We start from the raw sequence: 23625 nt of genomic DNA, 5'->3' as shown, positions 1-23625 counted from the left end.
GGCCCGCTTGACCCGTCGGGCCGGGAGCCGCAGAGTCGGACCGCGGCGCCACGCCGGCGCCGGCACCCCTGCCCGCCGGGCACGCCCGTGCACCACGCCCGTCCGGGGACGCCGGGCGGCTCTGACCCCCGGGAGTGGTCGTGCCGATGGTCGTCGACCTGGTCGTGATCGGTACGGCCATCACCCTCGGACCGCTGCACAACAGCGCCTTCATCCTGCTGCTGGCGTCGCGCCGCGGTGTGCGCAAGGGGCTCGCCTTCCTGCTGTCCTGGCTGGCCGACCTGGTCGCCGTGATCGCCTGTGTCGTACTGCTGACCGGCGGGACGCCGCCCGTCCACCTCAGCACGCCGTCGACCGCCGCGGTCGCCGCCAAGCTCGCGATCGGCGTCGGCCTGGTGCTGTTCGGCAGCTACCGGATCCGGCAGCCGCCCCGCCCGCACCGGCCACCGAGCTGGACCGCCCGCATCGACAGCGCCTCGCTCGGCACCGCCGCCGCACTCGCCTGGCTGCTCCAGCCGTGGGCCCTGGTCGCTGCCGGCGCCGCGACAGCCGTCGACGCAGACCTCTCCACCGTCGCCGACTGGCTCGCCCTGACTGGCTACTGCCTGCTGGCCACCCTCAGCCTTCTGGTCATGGAGCTCTACACCGTCTGGGCGCCGGGCGCCGCACAGGCTCGGCTGAACGCTCTGCGGAGCTGGCTTGAGCATCACCAGGACCAGCTGATCGTCACCCTCTCGCTGCTGGCCGGACTGTGGCTGACCAGCAGCAGCATCTATGCACTCGTCGCCTGACGGCTCGCCGGTGCCCGTGGGCGGGTGGACTCCTGTGGGTGCCGCGTTGCCGTGTTGCCGCGCGCCTGCGCGCCGCGGTGAGCGCCGCGGAGGGGCCCGCAGAACCGGCGGGCCCCTCCGCAGGCGCTGTCCGCTACGGCTTCACAGCTTCTCGGACTCCGCCACGTCGCAGTCCGTGAAGACGGGCGGCCGCTTGGAGAGGGCCGCGAGCTGCTTGGCGAGCTCGGTCGTCTCCGGCGCGTTGCTGTTGGCCATGGCGTCCTCGTACGAGTCGAACTCGACCACGGCCAGGTAGCGGTTCGGATTGGCCCGGTCGCGCAGCAGCGTACGGTGCGTGGGGCTCGGCTTGCGGCCTTCCGCCCGTGCCGACTTCTCGTACTGGCGGATGAGTTCGCGCATCTCGTCGGCGCGCTCGGTCTCGAAGTCGATGATCTGCGCGAACTTCATGGGTCCTCCTGGTTCAGGGCGCCCCCGCAGGCCGGGAGCTCTCCCCGTCCAAGCAAGCACCGGCCGACCGGTACGGCAACTCCGCGCTCGGCCGGTCACCGGCGCGCGCCGGTGCGGATGCCCCGCGCGCCCCCTGCGGCCCTCCACCGCTCACGCGGCTACGCGGACCTGCGGCGGAGGAAGCGGACGACACCGTAGACGACCACGAGCACCAGGATGGCGACGACCACGAAGATCACGAGCTTCTTGACGAACCCGCCGCTCTTCTTCTTGCTCTTCTTCTTGGGCTTCTTGTCCCCGGTGGTGACCTCTACCGGGGACGACACCGATGTACGGGCGAGCGCAGTCGAGTGGGTACCTGCTGCCGGGAGCCCGCCCGGCGTGAGCGCCGTCGAGGCCGCGGGCGCCTGCCGCACGACCGGTGCGGCCGCCGAGGCGGTCGCCGCAGGACCCAGCAGCAATCCGGCCAGTACGAGGACCGGCAAGAGCGCCGACGCCGCCGCTGGTATCGGGAACGTCTTCACAGCATGGTGCCTCTTCATGTTTCCCCTGTTCTGCGATGTCTCGACCGGGTCCGGTGGAGGCCGGGCGGTGGGAGCCCCAGAGCATCGTCGGTGACTTCGACCGCCCCGGCAAGGGACATCGGGCATGGCCGAAAGGATTCGACGCTCGGGACCGAGACCGCATCACTCGCAAGTCTCTTGCTATTGCATATGAGTTGCAATAATTTTTGGTCGGCCCTTATCCCTCGCCTGCCCAGGATGCGGAGCACACCATGCCCCATCTGCTACCGGACTCCGGTCCGCAGCGCACCATCGCCGCCTCGAACTTCGTCTACACCGTCGGCAGTGGCCTCTACCTGACCGCGGGGGTGCTCTACTTCACCCAGGCGGTCCGCTTGCCGGCACCGCAGGTGGGTCTCGGGCTCGGAATCGCGGGCGCTCTCGCGCTCGCGGCGGGCATCGCGGGCGGGCACCTCGCCGACAGGCTGGGTGCAAGGGGGGTTTACGTGGCCACCCTCATCGTCCAGGCGCTCGCCACGGCAGGCTTCCTGTTGGCGGACAGCTTCTGGCCGTTCGTGTTCGCGGTGTGTGCGGCCACCGCGGCGAAAGGGGCCGGGCTGGCCGCACGCAGCCCGATCATCCGGTACCACGGAGGGGACCGACCGCAGGAGTTCCGCGCCCATCTGCGCGCCGTGACCAACATCGGCATCTCCCTGGGCGCAGTGCTGGCGGGCTGGGCCGTACAGGTCGGCACCCACAGTGCCTACCAACTCCTCGTCATCGGGAACGCGGTAGCCTTCGCCGCCTCCGCGGCCATCGTGTTCCGCCTGCGCCCGGTCAAGCCCGAGCCGGTCGTGAGCGGTCCTCGCTGGATCGCCCTGCGGGACCGGCCCTACCTCGCCCTCACCGTCTTGGACGGCATCATGGCCATCCAGTTCAAGGTGCTCACCGTCGCCGTACCCCTCTGGCTGATCGCAGCCACCTCCGCCCCGCGCTGGCTCATCTCGGGCACCATGCTGCTGAACACCGTCGTCGTCGTCGCCTGCCAGGTGCGAGCCAGCCGCAGCATCGACACCCCCACCGCCGGCGCGCTCGCCTACCGCCGTTCCGGGTTCGCCTTCCTCCTGGCATGCGTGCTGATCTCGCTGTCCGCGGACATTCCGACCCGGGCGGCCGTGACGCTCCTGCTGGCCGCGGTCGCCGTCCACACGATCGGCGAACTCTGGCATTCCGCCGCCGGGTTCGAGATCTCCTTCGCCCTCGCGCCCCAGCGGGCCACCGGCCAGTACCTGGGAGTCTTCGGCCTCGGCGCCGGCCTGGCCGAGGCCGTCGGGCCCGCGCTGCTCATCTCCCTGTGCATCACGTGGGGACGCCCCGGTTGGTACCTCGTGGGAGCCCTGTTCGCCCTCACGGGCCTGGCCGCCCCGCTCGCCGTCCGCTGGGCGGAGCGCCAACGGTACGGGAGGCAGCCGCAGCCCGAGAGCACGCAGAAGCAGGTGGCCGCCTGAAGGGGCGACTCGTTCCTCCGGCCGACCCGAACCGCCGGGTCGGCCGGTGGATACCGCGGTCACCGGACGTTCCGGCCCGTCGTAGGGCGCGAAGAACTCTTCGAGCTACAAGCGTGGGTACGAAGAATTCCGGAGAACAGTTGTTACCTGACCAACTGCTCCGGTTGGGTGAGGCGACGCGGGAGTGCGCCTGGTGGTGCGCCGGAGCATGCTGTTCCCGAGTGCCGCTCGTAGGGCGGGTGGGTGTAGCGGTCAGCGGATGTCAGGACCACGCCCGACAGGTGTGTGTGGGGTGTGCAGGCGAGTGTGACGGGAATGTCCGTGTCTTGTAACCGGCCTCGGCAAGGGCTGTGGTGGGGCGGGGCGTCGGGTCGAGAGTGTGGCTCTCGGCCCACTCCGGGCCGGGAATCCGAGACCCGTCACCGCCGCTTGTTCGACTGGCGGGGGCCGTTCTTGAAGGAGCGTCACCCATGTCGTCTGTTTCTTCCTCCGTCCGTCGTGTCGCCGCCACCGTCCTGGCCGCCGGGGCCGTGGTCGGGGCTGCCGCGTTGCCGGCAGCCGCGCAGGACGGTGCCCGTCACCAGCAGCAGCACCCGCGGGTGGAGATCAGCCGGGTCCAGGCTGACAGCCCCGGACACGACGACCGATCGAACCGGTCCCTGAACGCGGAGTGGGTGGAGATCACCAACACCACCCGCGACGCCGTCAACCTCCGCGGCTGGACCCTGCGCAACGCCGACGGCAACCGCTACCGCTTCGACAACGTCCGCATCGGCGGCCGTGCCACGATCCGCATCCACACCGGAACCGGGCACAACACCCGCACCGACCTGTTCCAGGGCCGCCGCGACTACGTCTGGGACAACCGCACCGACACCGCGACGCTGCGCGATGACCGTGGCCGCACGGTCGACACCGAGTCCTGGGGCAGGCGCCACCACTGACCGGTGCAATGTACCGGCGGCCACCTGGACGGCGGGTGGCCGCCGATCGCCTCAGGCGCGGGAGCTCTCGGAGATCGTGAGGGCCGGTCGGGCGGCGCAAGTGGTCGAGACGGCCACTGAAGGCGATCGACGAGGCGGCAGGCTCGTCGCCGGTCACCGGATGGAACGGGAACCACACGCGCGGGAAGTGGGGGACAACCCGGCCCCACCACCGGTGAACCGGTCAGCGGCGGGCCCCCGGTGAACGAGCGGACGATCCGCCGTGTGGTCACGCCGCCCGTCGGCGGCGGGCACGGGCCAGTGCCACCACCGCGGCAGCGCCGGCGGCGGCGCCTACGGCCCGGGCTCCGTGCGAGCGGAGCCCGGTCCAATTCCGGCGGCTCAGGCTGCCGCGTACGGCCTGGGTGACGCCTCTCGCCCCTTCAGCGAGCGGGGCGGGCAGCAGCGTCAGGCTCCGTGGCACCCGGTCACGGGGCCGCGCGGCCCGGTCGGGGGCGGCGGGCTCCGCGGGTGCGCGGTGGTGGGATCCCTCGGAAGTGGTCACGTCTTCGCGTTTTCACCGCACCGGCGCTGCGCAAACCCTTCCCGACGGTCCCGCGCTGCCGTGCACCGCGATCGGCCGAGGTGGCGGGCCGCGGATCCCCGCGGCGCGGAAGCCGCCGTCCGTGGAAGGTGCCGCCCCGTCGCTGTTGGTCCGTGCGGATCCCCGGCCGACCCGGGTGCCGCCGGGCCGCGGCCCCTCTGGCACCACGGGCAGGGACGAACATCACGTTGGTGAACGCCCCTGAAGCACGAGGACATCCGCACGGGGCGCGTCGACCAGGACTATCTGCGCGGCCGACGGCTGGGAAGCTCCCACATCCCGCGGGCCGCCCCGCCGGCCTAGGAACCTTCGTCGTAGGTGCCCGCCTCGACTTCCAGGGCGAGTTGCTGAAGGACCTCGACCGAGGAGATCTCCGTGTGCCCGTTGTCGTGTGCGATGGCGAGGCTGGTGAACGCCAGGCTGAATCCGGAGACCATCGTGTGGAGGGCCGGGCCGAGCGCCTCCGCCACCACCGTCGCCACCTGCTGGGGCGAGGCGTCGGCCGGGACCTTGATCGGTGGCAGCATCTCGTTCAGCAGCAGCGTGGCCACTCCGGCCGTGGCATCCGGGCCCGCGTCGTCCTGCCCGGTCTCCACGGCCCGGCGGATGTCCTGTGCCTCGGTGAGGATGCCGATCACCCGCTTGAGTATCTCTGAGCGTTCCATCTTCGGGAGCGTAGCGCCGCGCGCCGTGTAGCGCCGCCGGGAACGGGGATGCGCACTCCGTGGACCGACCGCAGCATGGCGGTGTACCCGGCCCCGGCCGCAGGCGGTCCCCGACCACCGACCCACCCGGAAGGAGACGGCCGTGTTCCCCGACCCCGGGGCCCGGCCGGCTTCCCCGGCCCCCGACAGGGCGGCCGGATGCCGACTGCTGCTGGTGAGGCACGCCAAATCCGTGCGGAAGGACGAGGCGATCGACGACTTCGACCGCCCCTTTGAGCGAGCGCGGAAGGGCTGACGCACCCCGGACGCGCCGCTGGCTCGCGGACTCCGGTTTCGAGCCCGACCTGGTGCTGTGTTCCCCGGCCCGCAGGACGCGGCAGACCTGGCAGCTCGCCGTCCCGGCACTGCAGGACCCGCCGCCCGTCGTGTACGACGAGCGGGCATGGGCTCCTGGCCGTACCGGTCGCGCAGGCGGTCCCGGTCGATGCGCTCGCGCAGCATCCGGGCCATCGGCAGTAGGTCCCCGAAATCGCAGTAGTGCTCGCACAGGGCCGCGAGGCGGCTGTCCATCAGGTCGGTGGGGGCCAACACGGGCATCCGTACGGAGTCCACGAGCCGTACCTCGGCGCGGTTGAGGATCGAGGCGTCGACGGGGCGGCGGGCCAGTTCGAAGATCAGGTTGATCTCCTCGCCCCCGGAATGCCCTTTGACGAGCCAGTCCTCGGTGGCCTGCCGCATCCGGATCCCCCCGTGCTCCAGGGAGGAGGCGATCTCGTCGGCGACCTCGCGGCGAGCGCGAACGGGCGGCCGGACGCCTTGAGTAGCGAGGCGACCCGTTTGGTCGTCTCCAGGATGGCTTGGGTGTGGTCCTTGGGGAGACTTCCGCGGTCGTCTTCCGTATGGGCCGACGTGCTCGGGACGTCGTACACGGGCACCTTCCGGCCATTGCGACGTTGCACGCAACCCGGTGCTCTGGGCGACTACCCGCTGAACGGCGACCATGCTCGGCCAGGTGGTCGAGTCTGCGGACATCGTGGACACGGCTGGTAAGGGATGGACCGTCAGCTCTCGTGCATGCGTCATTCGTTGCGGCACCGAGTGCGGTGGCGCGGCACTACGCGGGCTGGCGGCGCCGACGTCGGCGCGGTGGGGCAGGCTCCTCCTCGTCCTCCTCCTCGTCCTCTTCGTATTGCTCCTCTTCTCCTTCCGCTTCTTCGGGTTCCTCGTCGTCGTACTGAGCCTCCTCCTCGCCCTCCTCGGCCTCCTCGTCTCCTTCTCCGCCTTGTTCTTCGTCCGAGTCCGCGTACTCCTCCCCGTCTTCCTCGGCGACGCCGTCTTCGGCTTCGTCTTCGCCTTCGTAGTCCTCCTCCTCGCCCTGCTCGGCCTGTTCCTCTTCCAGGGCTTCCTCGTGGGTTCGGACGACTTCGCCGTCGCGGATCTCGCCGCGCCAGCCTTCCGGTTCGTCCGTGGTGAGCATCGCGTGGCGCAGGAAGTTCTTGAGGTCCAGGCGCAGGCGGCGGCCCTGGGCCCGCCACAGGTTGCCGGTCTTTTCGAACAGTCCGGAGGGGTAGTACTCCACGATCATGACGATGCGGGTCAGCGACGGGGCGAGTTCGTGGAAGGTGACGCAGCCGCGGGTAGTGCCTTTGGCTCCTTCGGAGGTCCACACGATGCGGTCGTCGGGGATCTGCTCCTGGACGGTTGCCTTCCAGCTCCGGGTGGAGGGACCTACCTTGACCTTCCAGTCGCTGGTGGTGTCGTCGTCGCGGGAGACGTCGCGGACGCCTTTGGTGAATCCGCTGAAGTCCTCGTACTGCGTCCAGTGGTCGTAGACCGTACGCAGAGGCAGGCCGACGTCCAGGGCCTCGACGATGTTGACGATCTTTCCGCCGCTGCTCTTGCGGCCGCGGCCCTTGCCGCCACCGAAGGCATCGGTGACCTTGTCCTTGAGGTCGCCGAGTTTCTGGCCGGCGATCGCTTTCAGGGGGGAGTCGCCCTGAAGGAGACGGCCGCCGATGCCGGCGACGTCGGAGAGGCTGCCGCCGTTGTCGGCGACGTCGTAGAGCTGTCCGGTGAGGTCGGAGAGTTTGTCCGTGGCCTTGTCGGCGAGCTGGTCGGCTTGGGCGCCGAGGTACCCGGTCACTTCCTTCATCAGCTGGTCCAGCCCTGACGGGGCTGGTGAGGAGCTGGATCGGTCTGAGGTTGCCATGGCCTACCTCCGCGAGGACGGCTTGCGGGCCGCAGTCTTCTTGGCGCCCGTCCCGCGGGCCGAGCTGCGACTGGTGGTCTTCTTGGTGTCCGTCTTGCGGGTCGGGCTGCGGCCGGTGGACTTCTTGGCGGGGGAGGCCGAGGCAGGGCTCTTGCGCCCCGGGGCGCTGGTCTTCTTGGCGGTCGCCTTGGACGGAGCTCTCCTGGGCGCGGACGTCTTCTTCGCCGACGACGGGGCCTTGGCTGCAGGCCTACTGGCAGTCTTCTTCGCCGTCTTCTTGGCCGGGGCGGCCTTCTTGGCCGGTGCCTTCTTCGCAGGGGCAGCCTTTTTCGCCGGGGCCCGTTTGGCGGGCGCCGCGGATTTCTTCGACGCCGTCCTCTTCGCTGGTGGCGCCTTGCGTGCAGCAGCCGGACGTTCTGCCCTCCGGGCGGGGGCGGCGCTGCGAGAGCGGGTCGACGTGCGGGTCCTGCGCGGCGGCGGGGGAGGCTCTTCCTCTTCTTCTTCCTCTTCCTCGCCCTCTTCCGGCTCCTCCTCGGCTTCTTCAGGCTCTTCCTCGGCTTCCTCCTCCGGCTCCTCCTCGGCTTCCTCCTCCTCTTCGCCTTCTTCTTCGCCTTCCGGCTCGGCGTAGCCCTCCTCGTCCTCGTCCGCGTAGTCCTCGGATTCCTCGTCCTCGTAGGGCTCTTGCTCCTCGTCGTCTGCGTCCCGGCGGCCTGCGTTGCCGCGAGTGAGTTCGAGGGTGCGCTCGTGGAGGGCGTCGGCGAGGTCGGCGAGCTTGCGGTTGGCCGCCATGGCCAGCGCCTGGCGGCCGGCGTCGAGGGCTTCTCCACGCAATTGTTCGCCGAGTTCGGCGAACTGGGGCATCTCCTGGAGCCGCGAGGCGCCCTCCTTCAGCAACTGCCCGGGTTCGAGGCCGAACCTGCGGCCGGCGAGGTAGGTCGCCACGGTGAACGCGAGGCGGCCCTTCTTGGTTCGGCCGAGTACGTAGCCTCCGGCTACGGCGGCGGCCAGCGCAATCTTGGTGGTGTCGTCCATGATCATCCCCTTTGCGGGGCGCTTCGGGGTCGGGTGGTGCCGCCCGCGGACAGCGGGTCACGACAGACGTGCTGCCCGAGCGAAAGGGGGTCCTGTGGGGGCCGCCTCGAAAAGCTTCTGCCCCTAGCGCGGGACTAATACCCCCATTTGGTGACATTCTAGTTTCCGTGAAGCCGTCTCTCCAAGGGAGCGGTATATGGCCGCAGCGGAACCTGCACACCCCCGCCGGCGCCCTTCGCGGGCCGGTGGCGAGGACGGAGAGCAGGACAGGAAGGCGCCCCGGCGGGCAGCTCCCCGGCGCCGCCCCAGGGCGCAGGGAGCGGCGGATGCGATGCGGGCCGCGGCCGAGCAGCTCGCTGAGCTGCTCGGCCGCTTCCCCGATTCGGTCTCCTCGCTCAAGCCGACGGAGGACGGCTGGGTGGCGCAGGTGGAGGTGGTGGAGCTGGAACGCATACCGGACACCACGAGCGTGATGGCCAGCTACCGGGTCGCGCTGGACGAGCAGGGTGACCTGATCTCCTACGAACGAACCCGCCGCTACAGTCGCGGCATGATCGACCGGCTGACCTGAGCAAGGTCATGCCGGCGGAAGGAGGCGCCATGACCATGGTGCCGCAGGGCGGCAGCCCCGTCGCGCGGGGGCAGGGGGGCGGTACGAGCAGCCTCTACGACGTCCTGGAACTCATCCTCGACCGCGGGCTGGTCATCGACGTCTTCGTCCGGGTTTCCCTGGTGGGCATCGAACTCATCAAGATCGATGCCCGGATCGTGGTGGCCAGCGTCGACACCTACCTCCGCTTCGCCGAAGCCTGCAATCGACTCGACCTCGAAGCCGGCCGCAAAGCCCCTGCCCAGCTGCCCGACGTCATGGGGAAGGTCATGGAGGGCGGTGCTCGCGGAAAGAGCAAGGGAGCCCTCAGCGGAGCCGTCGAGGCCGTGACCGAAAGCCTTACGGGGAAATCGTCAGAGACCCAGGAACCGGAGTATGCGGACGAGGAAGAGGCGGAGGAAGCACCCCGCAAGCGTCGCCCCGCTGCCCGGCGCCCCGCACGGCGGGAGAGGGAGTAACCGATGCCGCTCTACGTGTACTCGATCACGGCCAAGGACCACCCCCGCCGCCTGGACGGCGTCCGTGGCGTGGGCTCCGAGACGGTCCCGCTGCGTACGGTCACCGAGGGGATACTGTGTGCAGTGGTCAGCGACATCTCCGAGGAGATCCGGCCCAAGCGCCGCGACCTCACCGCGCACCAGGAGGTCCAAGAGCGACTGATGGCCGACGGTGCCGTCCTGCCGCTGCAGTTCGGTTACATCGCCTCCGACGACCTCGCGGTCCGCCAGGTCCTTGAGTCCAACGCGGACGGCTACCTGTCGGCCCTGAAGCGTCTGGAGGGCTGCGCCGAGTACCACGTGAGGGTCTCCCAGGCGGACGACGCCCCCCTGCTCCAGCAGATCCTCCAGGATCTGCCCGAGGCGAGGGACCTCAACGACCGGATCCTCGGCGGAGACCGCGACCCGAGCCTGCCGCTCGCCCTGGGCGAGATGGTCGCCCACGAGGTACAGGCCCGCCAGGAAGCCCTCGCAGCCGGCCTGATCGAGGCGCTCATCGGCTTCTCCCGGGAGCACGTTGCCCACCCGTCCTCGGGAAGCGACTTCCTCAACCTTTCCCTCCTCGTACCCGAGGAGGACGAGGAGGGCCTGCGCACCGCGGAGGGCCAGATCGCCCGCGAGATCGGCAGCGGCATCGACATGCGCTTCTCCGGCCCCCTGCCCCCCTACAGCTTCGTTAACTGACCGGCACCGCCGTCCACCAGGCGGGAAGGGAGGACAGTCCCATGGGACTCCTGACGTACCTGCTGACGCTTCCCGTGGCGCCGGTACGCGCTGTCACCTGGGTCGCCCAAAGGGTCGTCGACGAGGCCGAAGAGCTGTACTACGACCCCGCACCCGTGTGGCATCGCCTCGCAGAACTGGAGCAGCAGCTGCTGAGCGGCGAGATCGACGAGGAGACCTTCGACCGCGAGGAAGACGAACTTCTCGACAGGCTGGCGGAAATCAACGAGTTCCACCAGCAGCCGTGACCGTGAGGAGGGGTACGCCACCGTGAGCGACAACCTGCCCGGCAGACCCGGATCCTTCGCCTCCCGTGCGCCGATGCCGTACGGGCAGACGTCCACCTCCAGCCTCGCCGACATCCTTGAGCGGGTCCTGGACAAGGGCATCGTCATCGCCGGCGACATCCGGATCAACCTCCTCGACATCGAGCTGTTGACCATCAAGCTCCGCATCCTGATCGCCTCGGTCGACAAGGCCAAAGAGATGGGCATCGACTGGTGGGAACACGACCCGTCCCTGTCCTCCCGTCACTCCGGCAGTCCTCTGGAAGTGGAAAACCGCCGCCTGCGCGCCGAACTCGAATCCCTCCGCGGAGAACTCGGACACGCCGGGCAGGACGAAGAAGCCGAACCGGGCGAGGAGTCGAGCGGTCGGCCGTCCGACCGACGCCGGCGGAGCGCACCGTGAGCACCCCTGCCGCCCTCACCTACGTCTACGCCGTGACCCAGCCGACCGGCTCCCTCCAGCAGGCCCTTCCCACCCTTCACGGCATCGGCGGAACCCCTCTGCGGCTCCTGTCTCCCACCGCGGGCACCGCCTCGGACGCCACGGGCGTCGCGCTCGCGTTCGTCGTCGGCGACGTACCCGAACGCGACTTCAACGAGACTGCCCTCAAGAACCACTTCGAGGAACTGGAGTGGCTCGAATACGTGGCCCGCACCCACCACGACGTCGTCCAGGCCGTCGCCGCCCACGCCCCTGTCATCCCGCTGCGCATGGCCACCGTCTACCAGGACGACCACCGCGCCGGCCAAGCCCTCACCACCCAGCGCCACGCCTTCGCCCAGCGAATCGACCAGCTCCGCGCCCACACCGAGTACGGGATCAAGATCTACCTCACGCCCTCCGCCGCCCCCGATGCCGACCCGCCGGACGCCGACGGCCCCGGGCAGCCCACCAGCCCGGGCAAGGCCTACCTGCGCGCCCGCAGAGTTCAGCACCACACACGCGAAGCCGTCTACCAACAGGCCCAGCACGCCGCCCGGACGATCGAATCCATCGCCGCACGCCACACCACCCAGCGCGTCCGCCACGCGCCCCAGCGCGGCGCGCTCACCGGCACGCAGGAGAACGTCCTCAACGACGCCTACCTCATCCCCGACGACCAGGCCGACCAATTCCGGACCGCGATCGCCGACGCCGCCCGCGACTTCCCCGACCTCCGCATCGAGGTCACCGGCCCCTGGGCGCCGTACTCGTTCGCCACCCCACCACCCGACCCCCACGGCCCGCCCGGTCCCCACCACGACACCGACGCCCGCCAGCCGCCGCCATGACCCTCAGCGGACACGACGAGCCCCTGCCCGATCGCCAGGTCGCCCTCGTCGACCTCCTCGACCGGCTCCTGAGCGGTGGAGTCGTCCTGACCGGCGACATAGTCCTGTCGATCGCCGACATCGATCTCGTCCGCATCTCGCTGCGCGCCCTCATCGTCTCCGTCAGCTCAGAGACCACTGCCACCGGGGTGTACGGCGGAGGTTCCGATGAACCATGAACCAGATCCGCTCCCGCAACCAGGCCGCGGCCATCTCCAAGACGTCGGCGACAGCCTCTCCCGCGCCTTCCGCCTCATCCAGGCGCCCCCAGCCCGCCACGACCAGCCCTCCCGGCCCGCACAGCGCATCCACACCAACCCCGAAGCCGTCGGCGAGGACCTCCTCAAGCTCGTCCTCACCCTCGTCGAGCTGCTGCGCCAGCTGATAGAACGTCAAGCCCTGCGCCGCGTCGACGCCGGCGATCTCACCGACGAGCAAGAAGAGGAGCTAGGCGCCACGCTCCTGGCCCTCCACGACACCCTCGCCGATCTGTGTGCCGAACACGGCTACGCCCTCGAAGACCTCAACCTGGACCTCGGCCCCCTCGGCCCTCTCCTCCCACCCGCTGACTGACTTCCCACATCGGCAGGGAGACCGGGGACCGCGGCAACCCGGTACCGACTCGCCGCGGTCGTCCGCCGCGCTCGACGAAGTCAGTGCGCGAAGTAGTCCTTTCCGTGCTCCTTCACCGCCCGGGCCTTCCCGCGGGCCTCCAGGGCAGCCCCCTTGGCCTTGGTGGTCTTGTTGCCCACGGCATGAGCCGTCTTCCTCACCGCCTTCCCGACGAGTTGCTCGGCCCTGGCCTTGATCTTCTCGCTCGTACTCACGGTGACCTCTCCTTCGGTCGGGTCCGCGGAGGTGAGGGCCAGATCCGGCACGCGCTCCAACCCGTGTTCACCAACCGCGGTGCCTGTGAAGTCCGTTGGGTGTCGTCGCCCGGAATGCATTGCGCAGCACATGCCGGAACGCCGCGAGCGCGCCCACCGCCATCAGCTTCATGCCCCCTATCGCCGCCCGCACCAGAATGCGGCGGACGACGGCCCGGGGCGTCCAGTGCGCAAATGCCCGGCTGCTGACCCACTTTCTGCGCCTACGCCGGCCCACGGTGCACTTCACGAATGTCGCCGGCCAGCCACAAGGCGATAGATCGCCAGGAGGATGAGGGAACCGACAACGGCCGCGATCCACGTGGAAAGATCGAAGAAGCCGTCAATGGAGTCGACATCGAAAATCACCTTTCCGAGCCATCCGCCCAGAAGGCCGCCAGCAATGCCGATCAATATCGTGATAATGAATCCTCCGGGGTCCCGGCCCGGCATCAAGGTCTTCGCGATGATGCCGGCGAGCAGACCGAGAAGAATCCAGCCGATGATGCTCATGGAGCGCCCTTCGCCAGCGTTTGAACCCTGTGTTACGGCTTCTGCGTCATTCGGTGGATTTTAAACGCCGAGATTTAGGATGCCGAATATCGGGACAGAGAATCTTTCGACGAAAAGGTCTGCCTGGCCGACGTCCCGGGCGCCACGCCACCGAGATGGCCTACGTCGGGAGGTGGAGGAGCGCGGTATCGACGGCTGTCAGCGCGCCCCCGTCCCGCCGGGCGGTCCCTCGCGCAGTCGCCGTTCGAAGCGCTTCGAGCTTTTCCGCCCGGATCATCAGACCGGAACGCCATCATTCCTTCATGATGACCGCAGACAGCGTTGCCCAGCGGCTCGCAGGCCGCATTCAGCGCCTCCTTGGCGACGGCCCGTTTCCCCAGCCCGGCGGATGGACCCACATGGGCGCTGTCATCTGCGACGGGAGCTTCCACGCGCGCTGCAAGTACGAGGCGACCCTCCGCCCGCGGCTCCTGCGACTTCAAGCACATTGGCCCGATGCGGTGACCGTCCGCGGCTTCCAACGACGGCTCGCCTCGGAAGACCTTGCCGTGGCCATGGACTTCAACGACTCGCGCAAGGTCGCCACGGCCCACGCCATCACCGATCTGCTGGCTGCCGACGGAGTCGACACCCGGGACGATCTCCACGCGTGGCTCGACCACGAGGCCAATCGCGCCGCTCTGCGCGGAGTGAAAGGAGTGGGACCGAAGAGCATCGACTACATCGGCAACCTCGTCGGCCGTTCACAGGTCGCCGTCGACGTACACCTGCGCACCTTCGCCGCGGATGCCGGTGTCCCGGGCCTCGGGTACGAGCAACTGCGAGCCGTGTACGAGGAAGCCGCCGCACTTCTCGGACACGAACGGGGCGGGTTGGAGCATGCCGTCTGGCGGTACGTGTCGGGGGCCGCGTAGCCCCATTCCTGCACCCCAGCCTCCGGTCGTCCGTCTCGCCTCTCGCCTCTCGCCTCTCGCGTCACGGCGGAGGGAGGGGTTGACGCAGGGTGTCCGCCAGGATGCGCAAAGCCAGTTCCGAGGCCGCCAGAGCAGCTGCGCCGTCACCGTCTGCCCGCGCCTGGCCAGCTGTGTCCAGGGCGGCCCGCGCGGCGGCAACGGTCGAGAGGGGGTAGACGTTGGAGGCGAGTGAGACCTCGGCGAGATGGATGTTGCGGCGGGTCTCTTCGTCGGAGGTGTCCATGACCGCTACGCGGAGCGGACGGGGAAGAGGTCCGCCGAGCCCGTCAGGTGGAGCAGTCGCAGCAGCTGGTGGCTGGGCGCCGCGAGGACGACGAGGGTGTGGCCGGCTCGGAGGCCGAGCTCACGTGCCCGCAGCAGGGCGTTGAGCCCGGACGAGTCGCAGAACGAGGAATTGCTCAGGTCGACGACGATCTCGGTCGGCCCGTCAGCGTCGGCGAGGACGGCCAGGAGCGCTTCGTCGACGGCGCGGACGTGGTCGAGGCCGAGCTCACCGACCACGCGGACGACGTTCCGTCCGGTGATGCCCTCGTCGGCCGGCCGGGAGGGCCGCGCGTCGCGTTCGGCAGGCATGACAAGCCTCCTTGGCCCCTGCACGCAACGATGGCGATCGGCGGATTGATCGCCGCTGCCGTTGCACGCACCAGGATCGGACGCACCGATCCTGCCCGGGTTCCCCCGGGGCATGCCTGGCGGGCCGGGCTTCCGGGAAGACGCGTGCTCGACGGTGACCCCGGTGCACCCGGTGCACCCGGTGCAGGGGAAGGGCTCGGGCGGGCATGACATCGCCGATCAGGGGGATTCGCCAGATATGATGAGAAACGGTCTCGTAAGCAACCCGGACCCCGAACTTCGTGTGACGCCCACATGCGCCCTCGTGCTGATCCTTTGACCTGGGAGCCGCCATGAGCAGCAGCACCGAGTCGTACGGTGACGAGGTCTACCAACCGCAAGAGAGCGACGACCCGGCCGAGACGCGGCCCGACATGGACAACGCCTTGGACGAGCCCGACCTCGACGAGACGCTCGATTCCGGGTACTCGCCGCCCGAGCGACCGCTGGCGATCGACGATCCCGCGACCACCGCGGAGGGCCGCCTCGCAGGGGAGAACCTCGACCAGCGTCTCGCCCGCGAGGTTCCCGAGCCCGACCCCGACGAACCGGCGTGGGCGGAGTTCGCCGACGAAGGCGGCGGGGGCCCGCAGCCCGGTCCCGTACGGGCCGGGCGGCTGGCCCCGGCGGAAGAGGCGGCCATGCACATCATCGAGGAGCCCGACGAGGGGGAAGGCTCCGGCCCCAACGACCCCGACGACCCCGACGGCCCCGCCAGCGGCGAGTGACGCGGCAGCCGACGGGCAGCGCGGCCGTGTGACGCCAGTACCGTCGAACGCGTGCGGCCCTCGGCCCTACCGTTTGTGCGGCCAGGCCGGCCGACGGCGGGAGATGCGCGGCCTGCGTCCGGACGGGGCCTGCGGGGCGAGGGCGAACGACACCGTGATGCGGGCGCCTCCCAGGGAGCTGCGTCCGATGTGCACCGAGCCGCCCGTCGCGGTCGCGGCCCGCCCCGCGATGTCGAGACCCAGTCCGGTGGAACCGGTGCTGCTCCCGCGGGAGAGGGCCAGGTCCGGTTCGGGGATGCCCGGCCCGCCGTCCTCCACGACGAGCTCCACGGCCTGGGCCGTGCGCACCACCTCGACGCCGAACGCGGTCCCGGGCGCCGTGTGGCGGAAGATGTTGCCGATGAGCGCGTCCACCACGGCGGCGACGTCGTCGTCGGAGAGGCCCACGGTCGTCGGTTCCTGGGTCAGGTCGAGGCAGCAGGACCGGTTCTGCTGCTCCGCCAGGACCGACCAGAAGGAGGTACGGCGCCGGACCACGTCGGCGGCCTCGCAACGAGGGCCGGACGCCCCGCCCCCCACGGCCTCGTGGCCCGCGGGCGCTTCCGTGCCGAGCATGCCCTGGCCCATGGGGCCGACGGCGAGCGGGGTGCGCGCCGCGGCGATGATGGCCTGCAGCTCCGCCTCCAGTTCACCGACGGCCGCCTCGACCCTGGCCGATTCGGGCGTCCCCGCCATGCGCTCCGAAGCGAGGTGCAGTGCGGTCAGCGGCGTGCGCAGGCGGTGGGACAGATCGGCCACGAGTTCGCGTTCGACGGCGAGCAGCTCGGTCATCCGGTGCGCCATCGCATTGAAGGCCACGCCCGCGTCCCGCAGTTCCTTGGGGCCCACGGGATCCACGCGGGTGTCCAGGTCGCCCTGACCGAGTGCGCGCGAGGCCTGGGCGAGTTTCTTCGAGGACCTGACGACCTTCGCGCCGAGACGGTCGGCGACCAGGACGGAACCGCCGATCAGTGCCACCGCGAGGAAGGACATGACCGCCCACGATTCCGTCACCCCGTGAGTCAGTTCCTCCTCGGGCACGAAGTTCTCGATCACGGCGACCCGGTCGCCGGGGAGCACCACCGGCTGCAGGCAGATCCAGCCGTCCGGGATCTCCTGGGAGATGGACTCCCGCCCCTGCTGCGCCCGTTCGAGCAGCGCGGCGGGCGCCTTGGAACTGCCGAGGGCCCCGGCGTCCGCCGGCAGGTGCACCACCAGCTGCTGGGCCGGGTCCAGGCTGGCGGCGGATTCCCGTAGGGCGGAGGGATCCGTGGTCAGCGTGAGGATGGGCGCCAGGGCGGCGGCGCGCTGTTCGGCCGCGGTGACGGCCTGCGCCTTGACCAGCGACATCACCAGCGCGGCCAACGGTATGAGGAAGGAGAGGGCGACCATGGAGGTCACGGCGAGCGCCACTCCGGCCAGGGAACGTCTCAACGCGGTGCCACCAGTTTGATGCCGACGCCGCGGACGGTCAGCAGGTAGCGCGGGGCCGCCGCCCGTTCGCCGAGCTTGCGGCGCAGGGACGACAGGTGGACGTCCACGGTCTGGTCGTCGACGTACGGCTCGCGCCAGACCTCGGTCAGCAGACGGCGCTTGGAGACGACCTGGCCGGGGTGGCGGGCGAGGAACGCGAGCAGGTCGAACTCCCGGCGGGTGAGGCGCAGCTCCACCCCGGCCAGGTACGCGGTGCGCGCGCCCGGGTCCACCGCGAGTTCGCCCACGGTGGTGGGGCGCAGCGCGTCGGTCGCCGGAGCGACCCGTGCCACCGGTGCTCCCCGTGCTCCCGGCGCGGGTCCGGCGGCGGGAACGTGCGTGGTGCGTCGCAGGACGGCCGAGAGGCGGGCGACGAGCTGGCCGCCGGAGAAGGGCTTGACCAGGTAGTCGTCGGCGCCCGCGTTGAGGAGGCTGATGATCTCCCGCTCGTCGTCGCGGGCGGTGGCGACCAGGACGGGTACGGAGGAGATGCCCCGGATCATGCGCAGTGCGTCTCCTCCGTCCAGATCGGGCAGGCCCAGGTCGAGGACCACCGCGTCGAGGGGCGTCTGGGTGACCTCCCGCAGGGCTCCGAACCCGTCGGCCGAGCTGCGTACGGCGTACCCGTGTTCCACCAGGACCTCGATCAGTGACTGGCGGATGCTGGGGTCGTCTTCCACGACCAGGACGCTGGGCATGGGGGACACCTTAGGCTCGACCGGGTGAGTTGCGGCTAGTGGGGGCTGAACGTAGTGCGGCCGCCGGCGACATGCAGGTGCACGGGGCGGTCGGAGACCGGAATGGTACAGCCGTCCCTGGTGCTGCAGCTCGCGTAACCGATCAGCACCGTCGCGTCCCCGTTTCCGTCGGCGCGGACGGGCAGCGCGGTGGTGACCGGGCCGTCCGGGTAGACGGGCACCGGGGTTTCGACACCGGGCACGGTGATCGACCGTACCTCCGCGGAGGCCGCCAGCCTGCCGTCCGCCGCCAGGGCCCCGGTGACGGCCATCGCCGTCGGCCTGCCCACGCCCTCGACGCCGCCGGCCGGCAGATCGGTGCTGTAGAGGTGGAAACCCGCGCGCTCGGGGGTGAAGACCGCGGTGAGCGTGCCCGTCGAGGCGTGCCAGTCGGACACCGAGAGCGTGACCGTGACCCCTTGCTCGGTGAAGCTCGTCGTGGGTGCGAAGTCGCGGGCGCCCTCGGAGTGCTGACCGCCGCAGGCCGCGAGGGCGACGGAGGAGACAAGGACGGCCGCGATCCGGGCAGTCCGGGAATGCCGTACGTGTAGCGAAACGTTCATGAGCGTCTCTGCATCTCTGGATGTGTGTGTCTGTGCGTGTGCGGATCGGAACAGGCGGATGGGGTCTAGACGGCGGTGGTGAAGTCCGCGCTCCACAGCTGCAGCGTGTACACCAGCTCGTTCCACACCCCGGTGGCCAACAGGACGCCGACGAGGACGAGCAGACCTCCGCCCGTCCGCAGGACCCACGGGTAGTGGCGTTTGACCAGGCCGAAGGCGTCCAGGGCGCGACGGAAGGCCAGCGCGGCCAGGACGAACGGCAGGCCCAGCCCGAGGCAGTAGGCGGCCATCAGCAGGGCTCCGCGGGCCGCACTCGCCTCGGTCCATGCCAGCGCCTGGACGGCGGCCAGCGTCGGGCCGATGCACGGGGTCCAGCCGACCGCGAACACGGCCCCCAGCACGGGGGCTCCGGCGAGCCCCAGCGCGGGGCGCCGGTGGATGCGGAACTCCCGCTGTGCGAAGCCCGGCAGGAACCCCATGAAGGACAGCCCCATCAGCACGGTGAACCCGCCGACCACCTGGGTGACCGCCTCCTGGTGGGCGAGGAGGACGCGGCCGAAGTGGCCGAACAGGGCGCCTCCGGAGACCAGGACCGCCGTGAAGCCCAGGACGAACAGCAGTGCTCCCGTCGCCATGCGGCTGCGGCGCCCGCCGCGCGCGTCCGTCAGGTCGGAGACCGACAGACTGGTCACGTAGCTGAGGTAGCCCGGTACGAGCGGCAGCACGCACGGCGAGAGGAAGGAGACGAGTCCCGCGATGAGCGCCACCGGGGCTGCGATCAGGAGCGTTCCGTTGACGAGGGCGGGGGCGTCCGCGGCGGCAGGCGTCATGACTCCTCCTCCACGACGTGCGCGAGCACGGGCCGCAGCTGCTCCTCGGTGACGGCGCCCCCGATGCCAGCGGCAATGCGTCCGCGGCGGTCGATCACGAGGGTCGCGGGGACCGCCTGCGGGTTCAGCAGCGCGGGCGGGAAGCGGAGCAGCAGTTCGCCGGTGGGGTCGGGCAGGCTGGGGAAGCTCAGAGCGTGTGCGCGTACGAAGGACCGGGCGGCGGCCGGGTCCCGGTCGCGGGTGTTGATCCCGAGGAACCGGACCCCCTCGGCCCTGGTCTGGCGGCTGAGCCGCTCCAGGTCGTCGGCCTCCGCCCGGCAGGGTCCGCACCAGGAACCCCAGACGTTGAGGACGACGACGTGGCCCCGCAGCCCGGCGAGGCTGACCGGATTGCCGTCCAGGTCGTCGCCGGTCAGCACGGGCGCGTCCGGTCTGGAGCCGGGGTCCATGACCCTGGCCCGGGCCGCGGTTCCCACGACCGTGCCCGCCTGCCCGTCCGAGGCTCCGCCCCCGCCGCCGTCCGTGGCGAGGCCGGCGAGGACCAGGGCGGCCGCGACCGCGAGTCCGACCCCGGCCGGGGCGAGGGCGGACCGCCGGACCGGTCCTCTCATGACGCCCACTGGTGCAGGAAGGAGTTGATGCCCTCCGCGGTCAGGGACGGGTTGCCGGTGACGTGGGTGTCGGTGCGTACGGTGCCGGACGGGGAGACGACGACCAGCACGGGCATCGTGTAGGTGCCGCCGGACGGGCTGTACTTGCGCAGGAGCGCGGAGTTGGCGGAGCTGTTGCCGCCGATGTCGATCTTGACCAGCTGGTAGGAGTTCCCGAGGATCGCGGCGGTCTGGGGCTGGGCGAACACCTTGTCGGCGGCCTTGCAGTTGCCGCACCAGTTCGCTCCGAAGTCGAGCAGCACCATCCGCCCCTCGGACTTGGCCGTGCGCAAGGCCGCGTCGATGAGCTTCTGCGCGTCGGCCGAACTGTCGTAGCCGGGCCCGGGTACGGCGACCGGCTTGGCCGCGGTATCCGTACGGGACGGCTTCGTCGACGCTCCGGCCGCGGCGGCCCCGGTCCGGGTGGGCGAGGAGCCGGGCCGGGGGGTGTTGGAAGCGGACACGGAGGCCGATGCGGTCGGGGACGCCGCGGGTGACGCGGTGGCGGACTCGGTGGCGGAGGCTGCGGAGGGCAGGGACTCCGGGGACAGCGAGGCCGCCGACGGCGCGGCGGATCCGACGGGCTGGGTGGACGGCCCGCAGGCGGCGGTCAGCCCCGCCGCCACCACGGCCGCGGCGACCAGGGGCAACCGCATCCCGCGGGGCGCGCCGGGGCGGGGAGGCTGCGTACGGAGGTCGGCGCGAACGGGTCGGAGCATGCGAGAACTCATGGCGAAGACACCCCAAGGCACGGATCGGAACACGGGAAGGGCAGGGCGCCCCCCGGAACGGTGAATCCGGCGGTACGACGGATCGCCGGGGGTCAGGCCCCGGCGCCGAAGGCCGCTCGGCTGAGGCGAGCATAGGACCGCTCCGGGCCGCCGGAACCGGCTCCGCCCGATCTTGAGAATGCCCTAAGGAACAGCTCACCTTCCGCTTCGCCGGACCCCGCCCAGTTGCGGATGAAGGGGACTTGGCGGATCCGATCGGACGAACGGGTAAAGGGTGATCGATCGGAGTGAACCGGCCGGGATCGGCAACCGGCGTGAGCGGGCCTCAGAACGACGACTCGTGGACGGTGGCCTTCGCCGTCGGCTCGATCGTCGCCGTGACGACCGACCGGTGGTCGGCACTGTTGAACGTGACCGTGATGGTGTCGTCCGAGGTCTGCGAGGTGCTGGTCTTGAAGCCGCGGTCCGGGACCGCGGAGATCAGGCACACGCCGCGGCTCCCGTACCGCACCGTGACCTTGCCGCCCTGCGAGGGGACGGTGTACAGGCCCGCCCCGCCTCCCTCACAGTCCACGGTCTTCGGAGCCGCGACCCGGGGGGTTTCCGGCGAGGCCTTGACGGGCGCGCGGGACGCGGCCGAGGGAGAGGGCCGTTGCGTCGGCGAGGGGCTCGCGGTCTCGGTCGGGGACGGCGCGCTCGGAGACGGGGTCCCCGCCTGCCATGCCGGCGGAGTCTCGATGACCGTAGGGGCGGACCGCGCGACCGGCGGCGTGTGCCTGGTAGAGCCCACCACGAACTGGACCGTGAGGAGCACGGCCGTCACGCTGGCAGCCGTGCACGACAGCCATATGAGCAGGTAACGCGGAAGTCGGGGCACGGCCCCATAGTGACCGACGCGCCGACGCTCCCGTCACCGCCTCCCTCCCCGCGCTACCCGGGGGCCGGGGGCCGGTGACCGGAGGAGCCGGTCCGAGCGGGCGAACGCCGACGTCCCCCGCACCCGCGGACGGGTTCGGAGGACGTGGGGGAGGGGCGGGGAGGCCGGGCAGGGGGAGGTTGCCGCCCGGGTCCGCTACCTTGAGGCGCCGAAGTCCTGCGTCCACCACGGGCCGCCGTCGCCCTTGTGCACGCCTATGCCGATCTCCTTGAAGGCGCAGTTGAGGATGTTGGCACGGTGGCCGGGGCTGTTCATCCACGCGTTCATCACCGCGTCGGGGTCGGCCTGACCGCGGGCTATGTTCTCGCCCAGGTTGGACCAGGAGTATCCGGCGGCTTCGACCCGGCTGGTCATGGTGGACCCGTCGGGCCCGGTGTGCGACATGACGCCGCTTCGAGCCATCGTGTCGCTGTAGGCCCGCGCCGCTGCGCTCAGCTTGCCGTTCGAGGCCAGGGGGCCGCACCCGGCAGCGGCCCGCTCCTTGTTGACCAGGGCGAGGACAGCGGATTCGGCATCGCTGTTGACGGTGCCGGAGCCACTGGAGCCACCGGAGCCACCGGAGCCACCCGACCCGTTGGATTTGCCGCCCGTGGTCGTGGGCTTGCGGGTGGGCTTGTCCGCCTGGGTCGAAGCGGACTTGGCCGCAATGCTGCTCTCCGCCGTCGCGGGCTGCGTGGGAGTGGCCGATGCCGACGCCTCGGGCGTACCGGACGGGCTCGGGCTCGCCGTGGCCGAGGCCTCGCCGGTGGGGAGGGAACTGGCAGGGATCGGCGTCCCGACGCCGTCGGCCGCCTTCCCGGACGTCGGACCGGCGGCGCCGTCGGCGCGTCCGCCCCCGTGCGCACTGCCGTCGGAGTCGGCCACCGCGACCCCGACCGCCACCGCTGCGGCCGCCGCGGTGACGGACAGCACGATACGGGTGCGGACCGTCTTCCTCCGGCGCGCCTCAACACGGGACGGGGTTTCGGGAGTTCGGCTGCGGCTCATGCCGGTAACACCTCATAAGACAAGGGGAGGAAGGGACTCCGTCCGACCCTAGGCTGGTGACCAGGTGAAAAGAGCGCTCTGGAGGGGTTCTTCAGCTTCCCTTAAGGAAGCCCGCAGGATCGACGCAGGGGCGATCCGGGCAATCACGCCAACCTATGACAAAGTGCGCAAGGCCCCGAAAGTGGCCGTGGCGCATCCGCCCCGCGCACCGGCGCGCGGGCAGGCCAAGAGCCTCGACCCGTACGCCTGCTGACCCACCGGCACCCTTCCGGCCACCGAGCGCCGTACCCTGCCCGACGTCGTCGCCGCCACGTGGATCGGCCTGCCGGCGGGGTGTCAGAGGCGGTGCACCGTGTGCCGTTGACCGTCTTGCGGCTGGATACGAAGCGTGCCTTGCCCAGCGCGTCAGTGCCCAAGTGGATGCCGACGTGGTCCACTTCCTCGTCCTTGTCCGTGTCCCAGAGCAGTAGATCGCCCGGGTGGAGCATCGCGATGACCTGGGCGGTCGAGCCGGTGGTGCGGGCGAGGCGGACTCCGGGTGCGCGGTCGGCCATCTGGGCCGAGGTGCGCGGCAGCCGGGCCGGCGAGGTGTCGTGGAGCTCGGCCACGTGACACCCGTGTGATGGCCGTACACCATGCGCGTGAACCCGGAGCAGTCGAGCGAGTTCACGAAGGACGCGTCCGCCGTGACCTTGCCGGTCGGGAAGAGTCGGTCGACGCCCATGAACTCGTGGAAGTCGGCTCCGATCCTGCGTTCGCCGTAGGCGTCGGCGGGGCTGTAGTACGCCTTGCCGAGGACCTTCTTGCCGGCCGTCGGACCTCGGTGCGGGCCGGGGTGCCGGGCCGGACGGTTGCGGCGGGCGGGGAGGCGAGGT

The 23625-nt window shown here is 70.7% G+C and carries 32 protein-coding genes; 14 read left to right on the top strand and 18 right to left on the bottom strand.

Going from position 1 to position 23625, the window contains the following annotated elements; genetic code table 11:
• Window positions 1-146 precede the first annotated feature (146 nt).
• The gene (locus OHA65_RS02215; RefSeq protein ID WP_405763359.1) at window positions 147-791 is read left to right on the top strand and encodes a GAP family protein; all 645 of its coding nucleotides are present in this window, start codon (window positions 147-149) and stop codon (window positions 789-791) included.
• Between the two features lie 141 nt (window positions 792-932).
• On the opposite strand, the gene OHA65_RS02210 is transcribed toward OHA65_RS02215, so the two are convergent.
• Window positions 933-1238 carry a hypothetical protein gene (locus OHA65_RS02210; protein WP_329312402.1) on the bottom strand — a complete coding sequence of 102 codons (306 nt, stop codon included), beginning with the start codon at window positions 1236-1238 and terminating at the stop codon, window positions 933-935.
• Window positions 1239-1396: 158 nt separating this feature from the next.
• Complete coding sequence (locus tag OHA65_RS02205) at window positions 1397-1780, bottom strand: hypothetical protein (RefSeq protein ID WP_329312400.1); 384 nt, start codon at window positions 1778-1780, stop codon at window positions 1397-1399.
• 233 nt (window positions 1781-2013) lie between these two features.
• Here OHA65_RS02205 and OHA65_RS02200 point away from each other — a divergent pair, with 233 nt between their 5' ends.
• The gene (locus OHA65_RS02200) at window positions 2014-3249 is read left to right on the top strand and encodes an MFS transporter (RefSeq protein ID WP_328761291.1); all 1236 of its coding nucleotides are present in this window, start codon (window positions 2014-2016) and stop codon (window positions 3247-3249) included.
• 470 nt (window positions 3250-3719) lie between these two features.
• Complete coding sequence (locus OHA65_RS02195; RefSeq protein ID WP_327281345.1) at window positions 3720-4193, top strand: lamin tail domain-containing protein; 474 nt, start codon at window positions 3720-3722, stop codon at window positions 4191-4193.
• A 268-nt stretch (window positions 4194-4461) separates the two neighbouring features.
• Here the strand turns inward: OHA65_RS02195 and OHA65_RS02190 are convergent, their stop codons facing one another.
• Window positions 4462-4737: a hypothetical protein gene (locus tag OHA65_RS02190; protein WP_327281344.1), complete on the bottom strand. Its 276-nt coding sequence runs from the start codon at window positions 4735-4737 to the stop codon at window positions 4462-4464.
• Window positions 4738-5075: 338 nt separating this feature from the next.
• Window positions 5076-5441, bottom strand: a complete 366-nt coding sequence (locus OHA65_RS02185) for a hypothetical protein (RefSeq protein WP_327281343.1) — start codon at window positions 5439-5441, stop codon at window positions 5076-5078.
• A 272-nt stretch (window positions 5442-5713) separates the two neighbouring features.
• On the opposite strand from OHA65_RS02185, the gene OHA65_RS02180 reads away from it, so the two are divergent.
• The gene (locus tag OHA65_RS02180; protein WP_327281342.1) at window positions 5714-6076 is read left to right on the top strand and encodes a histidine phosphatase family protein; all 363 of its coding nucleotides are present in this window, start codon (window positions 5714-5716) and stop codon (window positions 6074-6076) included.
• 479 nt (window positions 6077-6555) lie between these two features.
• Here OHA65_RS02180 and OHA65_RS02175 read toward each other — a convergent pair whose 3' ends face one another.
• Both OHA65_RS02175 and OHA65_RS02170 read right to left on the bottom strand, forming a co-directional pair.
• Window positions 6556-7650 (bottom strand): SRPBCC family protein, encoded by a 1095-nt coding sequence (locus tag OHA65_RS02175; protein WP_327281341.1) that lies wholly within the window; start codon window positions 7648-7650, stop codon window positions 6556-6558.
• A gap of 3 nt (window positions 7651-7653) precedes the next feature.
• Window positions 7654-8682: a histone protein gene (locus OHA65_RS02170; RefSeq protein ID WP_328761290.1), complete on the bottom strand. Its 1029-nt coding sequence runs from the start codon at window positions 8680-8682 to the stop codon at window positions 7654-7656.
• Window positions 8683-8878: 196 nt separating this feature from the next.
• Between OHA65_RS02170 and OHA65_RS02165 the strand changes: the two genes are divergently transcribed.
• The 8 genes from OHA65_RS02165 to OHA65_RS02130 all read left to right on the top strand — a co-directional run bounded on the left by OHA65_RS02165 (window position 8879) and on the right by OHA65_RS02130 (window position 12683).
• Window positions 8879-9253 (top strand): gas vesicle protein, encoded by a 375-nt coding sequence (locus OHA65_RS02165; protein ID WP_329312394.1) that lies wholly within the window; start codon window positions 8879-8881, stop codon window positions 9251-9253.
• A 29-nt stretch (window positions 9254-9282) separates the two neighbouring features.
• A complete protein-coding gene (locus OHA65_RS02160; protein ID WP_327281338.1) occupies window positions 9283-9750 on the top strand; it encodes a gas vesicle structural protein GvpA in 468 nt (155 codons plus the stop codon).
• 3 nt (window positions 9751-9753) lie between these two features.
• A complete protein-coding gene (locus OHA65_RS02155) occupies window positions 9754-10473 on the top strand; it encodes a GvpL/GvpF family gas vesicle protein (RefSeq protein ID WP_327281337.1) in 720 nt (239 codons plus the stop codon).
• Window positions 10474-10514: 41 nt separating this feature from the next.
• Window positions 10515-10760: a gas vesicle protein GvpG gene (locus OHA65_RS02150; protein ID WP_327281336.1), complete on the top strand. Its 246-nt coding sequence runs from the start codon at window positions 10515-10517 to the stop codon at window positions 10758-10760.
• Window positions 10761-10833: 73 nt separating this feature from the next.
• Window positions 10834-11202: a gas vesicle protein gene (locus OHA65_RS02145; protein WP_327285969.1), complete on the top strand. Its 369-nt coding sequence runs from the start codon at window positions 10834-10836 to the stop codon at window positions 11200-11202.
• A complete protein-coding gene (locus OHA65_RS02140; RefSeq protein WP_405760964.1) occupies window positions 11199-12071 on the top strand; it encodes a GvpL/GvpF family gas vesicle protein in 873 nt (290 codons plus the stop codon). The genes OHA65_RS02145 and OHA65_RS02140 overlap by 4 nt, the downstream gene beginning before the upstream one ends.
• Window positions 12068-12289 carry a gas vesicle protein gene (locus OHA65_RS02135; protein WP_327281334.1) on the top strand — a complete coding sequence of 74 codons (222 nt, stop codon included), beginning with the start codon at window positions 12068-12070 and terminating at the stop codon, window positions 12287-12289. The genes OHA65_RS02140 and OHA65_RS02135 overlap by 4 nt, the downstream gene beginning before the upstream one ends.
• Window positions 12279-12683: a gas vesicle protein K gene (locus OHA65_RS02130; RefSeq protein ID WP_327281333.1), complete on the top strand. Its 405-nt coding sequence runs from the start codon at window positions 12279-12281 to the stop codon at window positions 12681-12683. The genes OHA65_RS02135 and OHA65_RS02130 overlap by 11 nt, the downstream gene beginning before the upstream one ends.
• Before the next feature lie 80 nt (window positions 12684-12763).
• Here the strand turns inward: OHA65_RS02130 and OHA65_RS02125 are convergent, their stop codons facing one another.
• Window positions 12764-12937 (bottom strand): hypothetical protein, encoded by a 174-nt coding sequence (locus OHA65_RS02125; protein ID WP_405760961.1) that lies wholly within the window; start codon window positions 12935-12937, stop codon window positions 12764-12766.
• Between the two features lie 285 nt (window positions 12938-13222).
• A complete protein-coding gene (locus OHA65_RS02120; RefSeq protein WP_329312390.1) occupies window positions 13223-13489 on the bottom strand; it encodes a GlsB/YeaQ/YmgE family stress response membrane protein in 267 nt (88 codons plus the stop codon).
• A gap of 302 nt (window positions 13490-13791) precedes the next feature.
• On the opposite strand from OHA65_RS02120, the gene OHA65_RS02115 reads away from it, so the two are divergent.
• Window positions 13792-14403, top strand: a complete 612-nt coding sequence (locus tag OHA65_RS02115) for a hypothetical protein (RefSeq protein WP_405760959.1) — start codon at window positions 13792-13794, stop codon at window positions 14401-14403.
• A 61-nt stretch (window positions 14404-14464) separates the two neighbouring features.
• Here the strand turns inward: OHA65_RS02115 and OHA65_RS02110 are convergent, their stop codons facing one another.
• Together OHA65_RS02110 and OHA65_RS02105 are read right to left on the bottom strand one after the other, a co-directional pair.
• Window positions 14465-14686, bottom strand: coding sequence for a hypothetical protein (locus OHA65_RS02110; RefSeq protein WP_327281329.1), 222 nt, complete (start codon window positions 14684-14686; stop codon window positions 14465-14467).
• A gap of 5 nt (window positions 14687-14691) precedes the next feature.
• Window positions 14692-15036: an STAS domain-containing protein gene (locus tag OHA65_RS02105; protein ID WP_405760956.1), complete on the bottom strand. Its 345-nt coding sequence runs from the start codon at window positions 15034-15036 to the stop codon at window positions 14692-14694.
• A gap of 332 nt (window positions 15037-15368) precedes the next feature.
• On the opposite strand from OHA65_RS02105, the gene OHA65_RS02100 reads away from it, so the two are divergent.
• The gene (locus OHA65_RS02100) at window positions 15369-15803 is read left to right on the top strand and encodes a hypothetical protein (RefSeq protein ID WP_327281327.1); all 435 of its coding nucleotides are present in this window, start codon (window positions 15369-15371) and stop codon (window positions 15801-15803) included.
• A 66-nt stretch (window positions 15804-15869) separates the two neighbouring features.
• Here OHA65_RS02100 and OHA65_RS02095 read toward each other — a convergent pair whose 3' ends face one another.
• From OHA65_RS02095 to OHA65_RS02060, 8 genes are all read right to left on the bottom strand, one after another.
• Entirely contained in the window at window positions 15870-17276 is a 1407-nt protein-coding gene (locus tag OHA65_RS02095; protein ID WP_405760954.1) for an ATP-binding protein, read from the bottom strand.
• Complete coding sequence (locus tag OHA65_RS02090) at window positions 17273-18013, bottom strand: response regulator transcription factor (RefSeq protein ID WP_327281325.1); 741 nt, start codon at window positions 18011-18013, stop codon at window positions 17273-17275. The genes OHA65_RS02095 and OHA65_RS02090 overlap by 4 nt, the downstream gene beginning before the upstream one ends.
• 35 nt (window positions 18014-18048) lie before the next feature.
• Entirely contained in the window at window positions 18049-18615 is a 567-nt protein-coding gene (locus OHA65_RS02085; RefSeq protein WP_405760952.1) for a hypothetical protein, read from the bottom strand.
• 65 nt (window positions 18616-18680) lie between these two features.
• Window positions 18681-19445 (bottom strand): cytochrome c biogenesis protein CcdA, encoded by a 765-nt coding sequence (locus tag OHA65_RS02080; RefSeq protein WP_327281323.1) that lies wholly within the window; start codon window positions 19443-19445, stop codon window positions 18681-18683.
• Window positions 19442-20056, bottom strand: a complete 615-nt coding sequence (locus OHA65_RS02075) for a TlpA disulfide reductase family protein (RefSeq protein WP_327281322.1) — start codon at window positions 20054-20056, stop codon at window positions 19442-19444. The genes OHA65_RS02080 and OHA65_RS02075 overlap by 4 nt, the downstream gene beginning before the upstream one ends.
• Window positions 20053-20814, bottom strand: a complete 762-nt coding sequence (locus OHA65_RS02070) for a thioredoxin family protein (protein WP_405754297.1) — start codon at window positions 20812-20814, stop codon at window positions 20053-20055. Before OHA65_RS02070 ends, OHA65_RS02075 begins: the two co-directional genes overlap by 4 nt.
• A gap of 337 nt (window positions 20815-21151) precedes the next feature.
• Window positions 21152-21400 carry a hypothetical protein gene (locus OHA65_RS02065; RefSeq protein WP_405760949.1) on the bottom strand — a complete coding sequence of 83 codons (249 nt, stop codon included), beginning with the start codon at window positions 21398-21400 and terminating at the stop codon, window positions 21152-21154.
• Window positions 21401-21898: 498 nt separating this feature from the next.
• On the bottom strand, window positions 21899-22750 hold the full coding sequence (locus OHA65_RS02060; protein ID WP_405760946.1) for a CAP domain-containing protein: 852 nt from the start codon (window positions 22748-22750) through the stop codon (window positions 21899-21901).
• Between the last annotated feature and the right edge of the window lie 875 nt (window positions 22751-23625).

The organism is Streptomyces sp. NBC_00045 (assembly GCF_045041095.1).
GTDB lineage: Bacteria > Actinomycetota > Actinomycetes > Streptomycetales > Streptomycetaceae > Streptomyces.
This window is presented reverse-complemented; position numbering and strand designations above follow the sequence as displayed.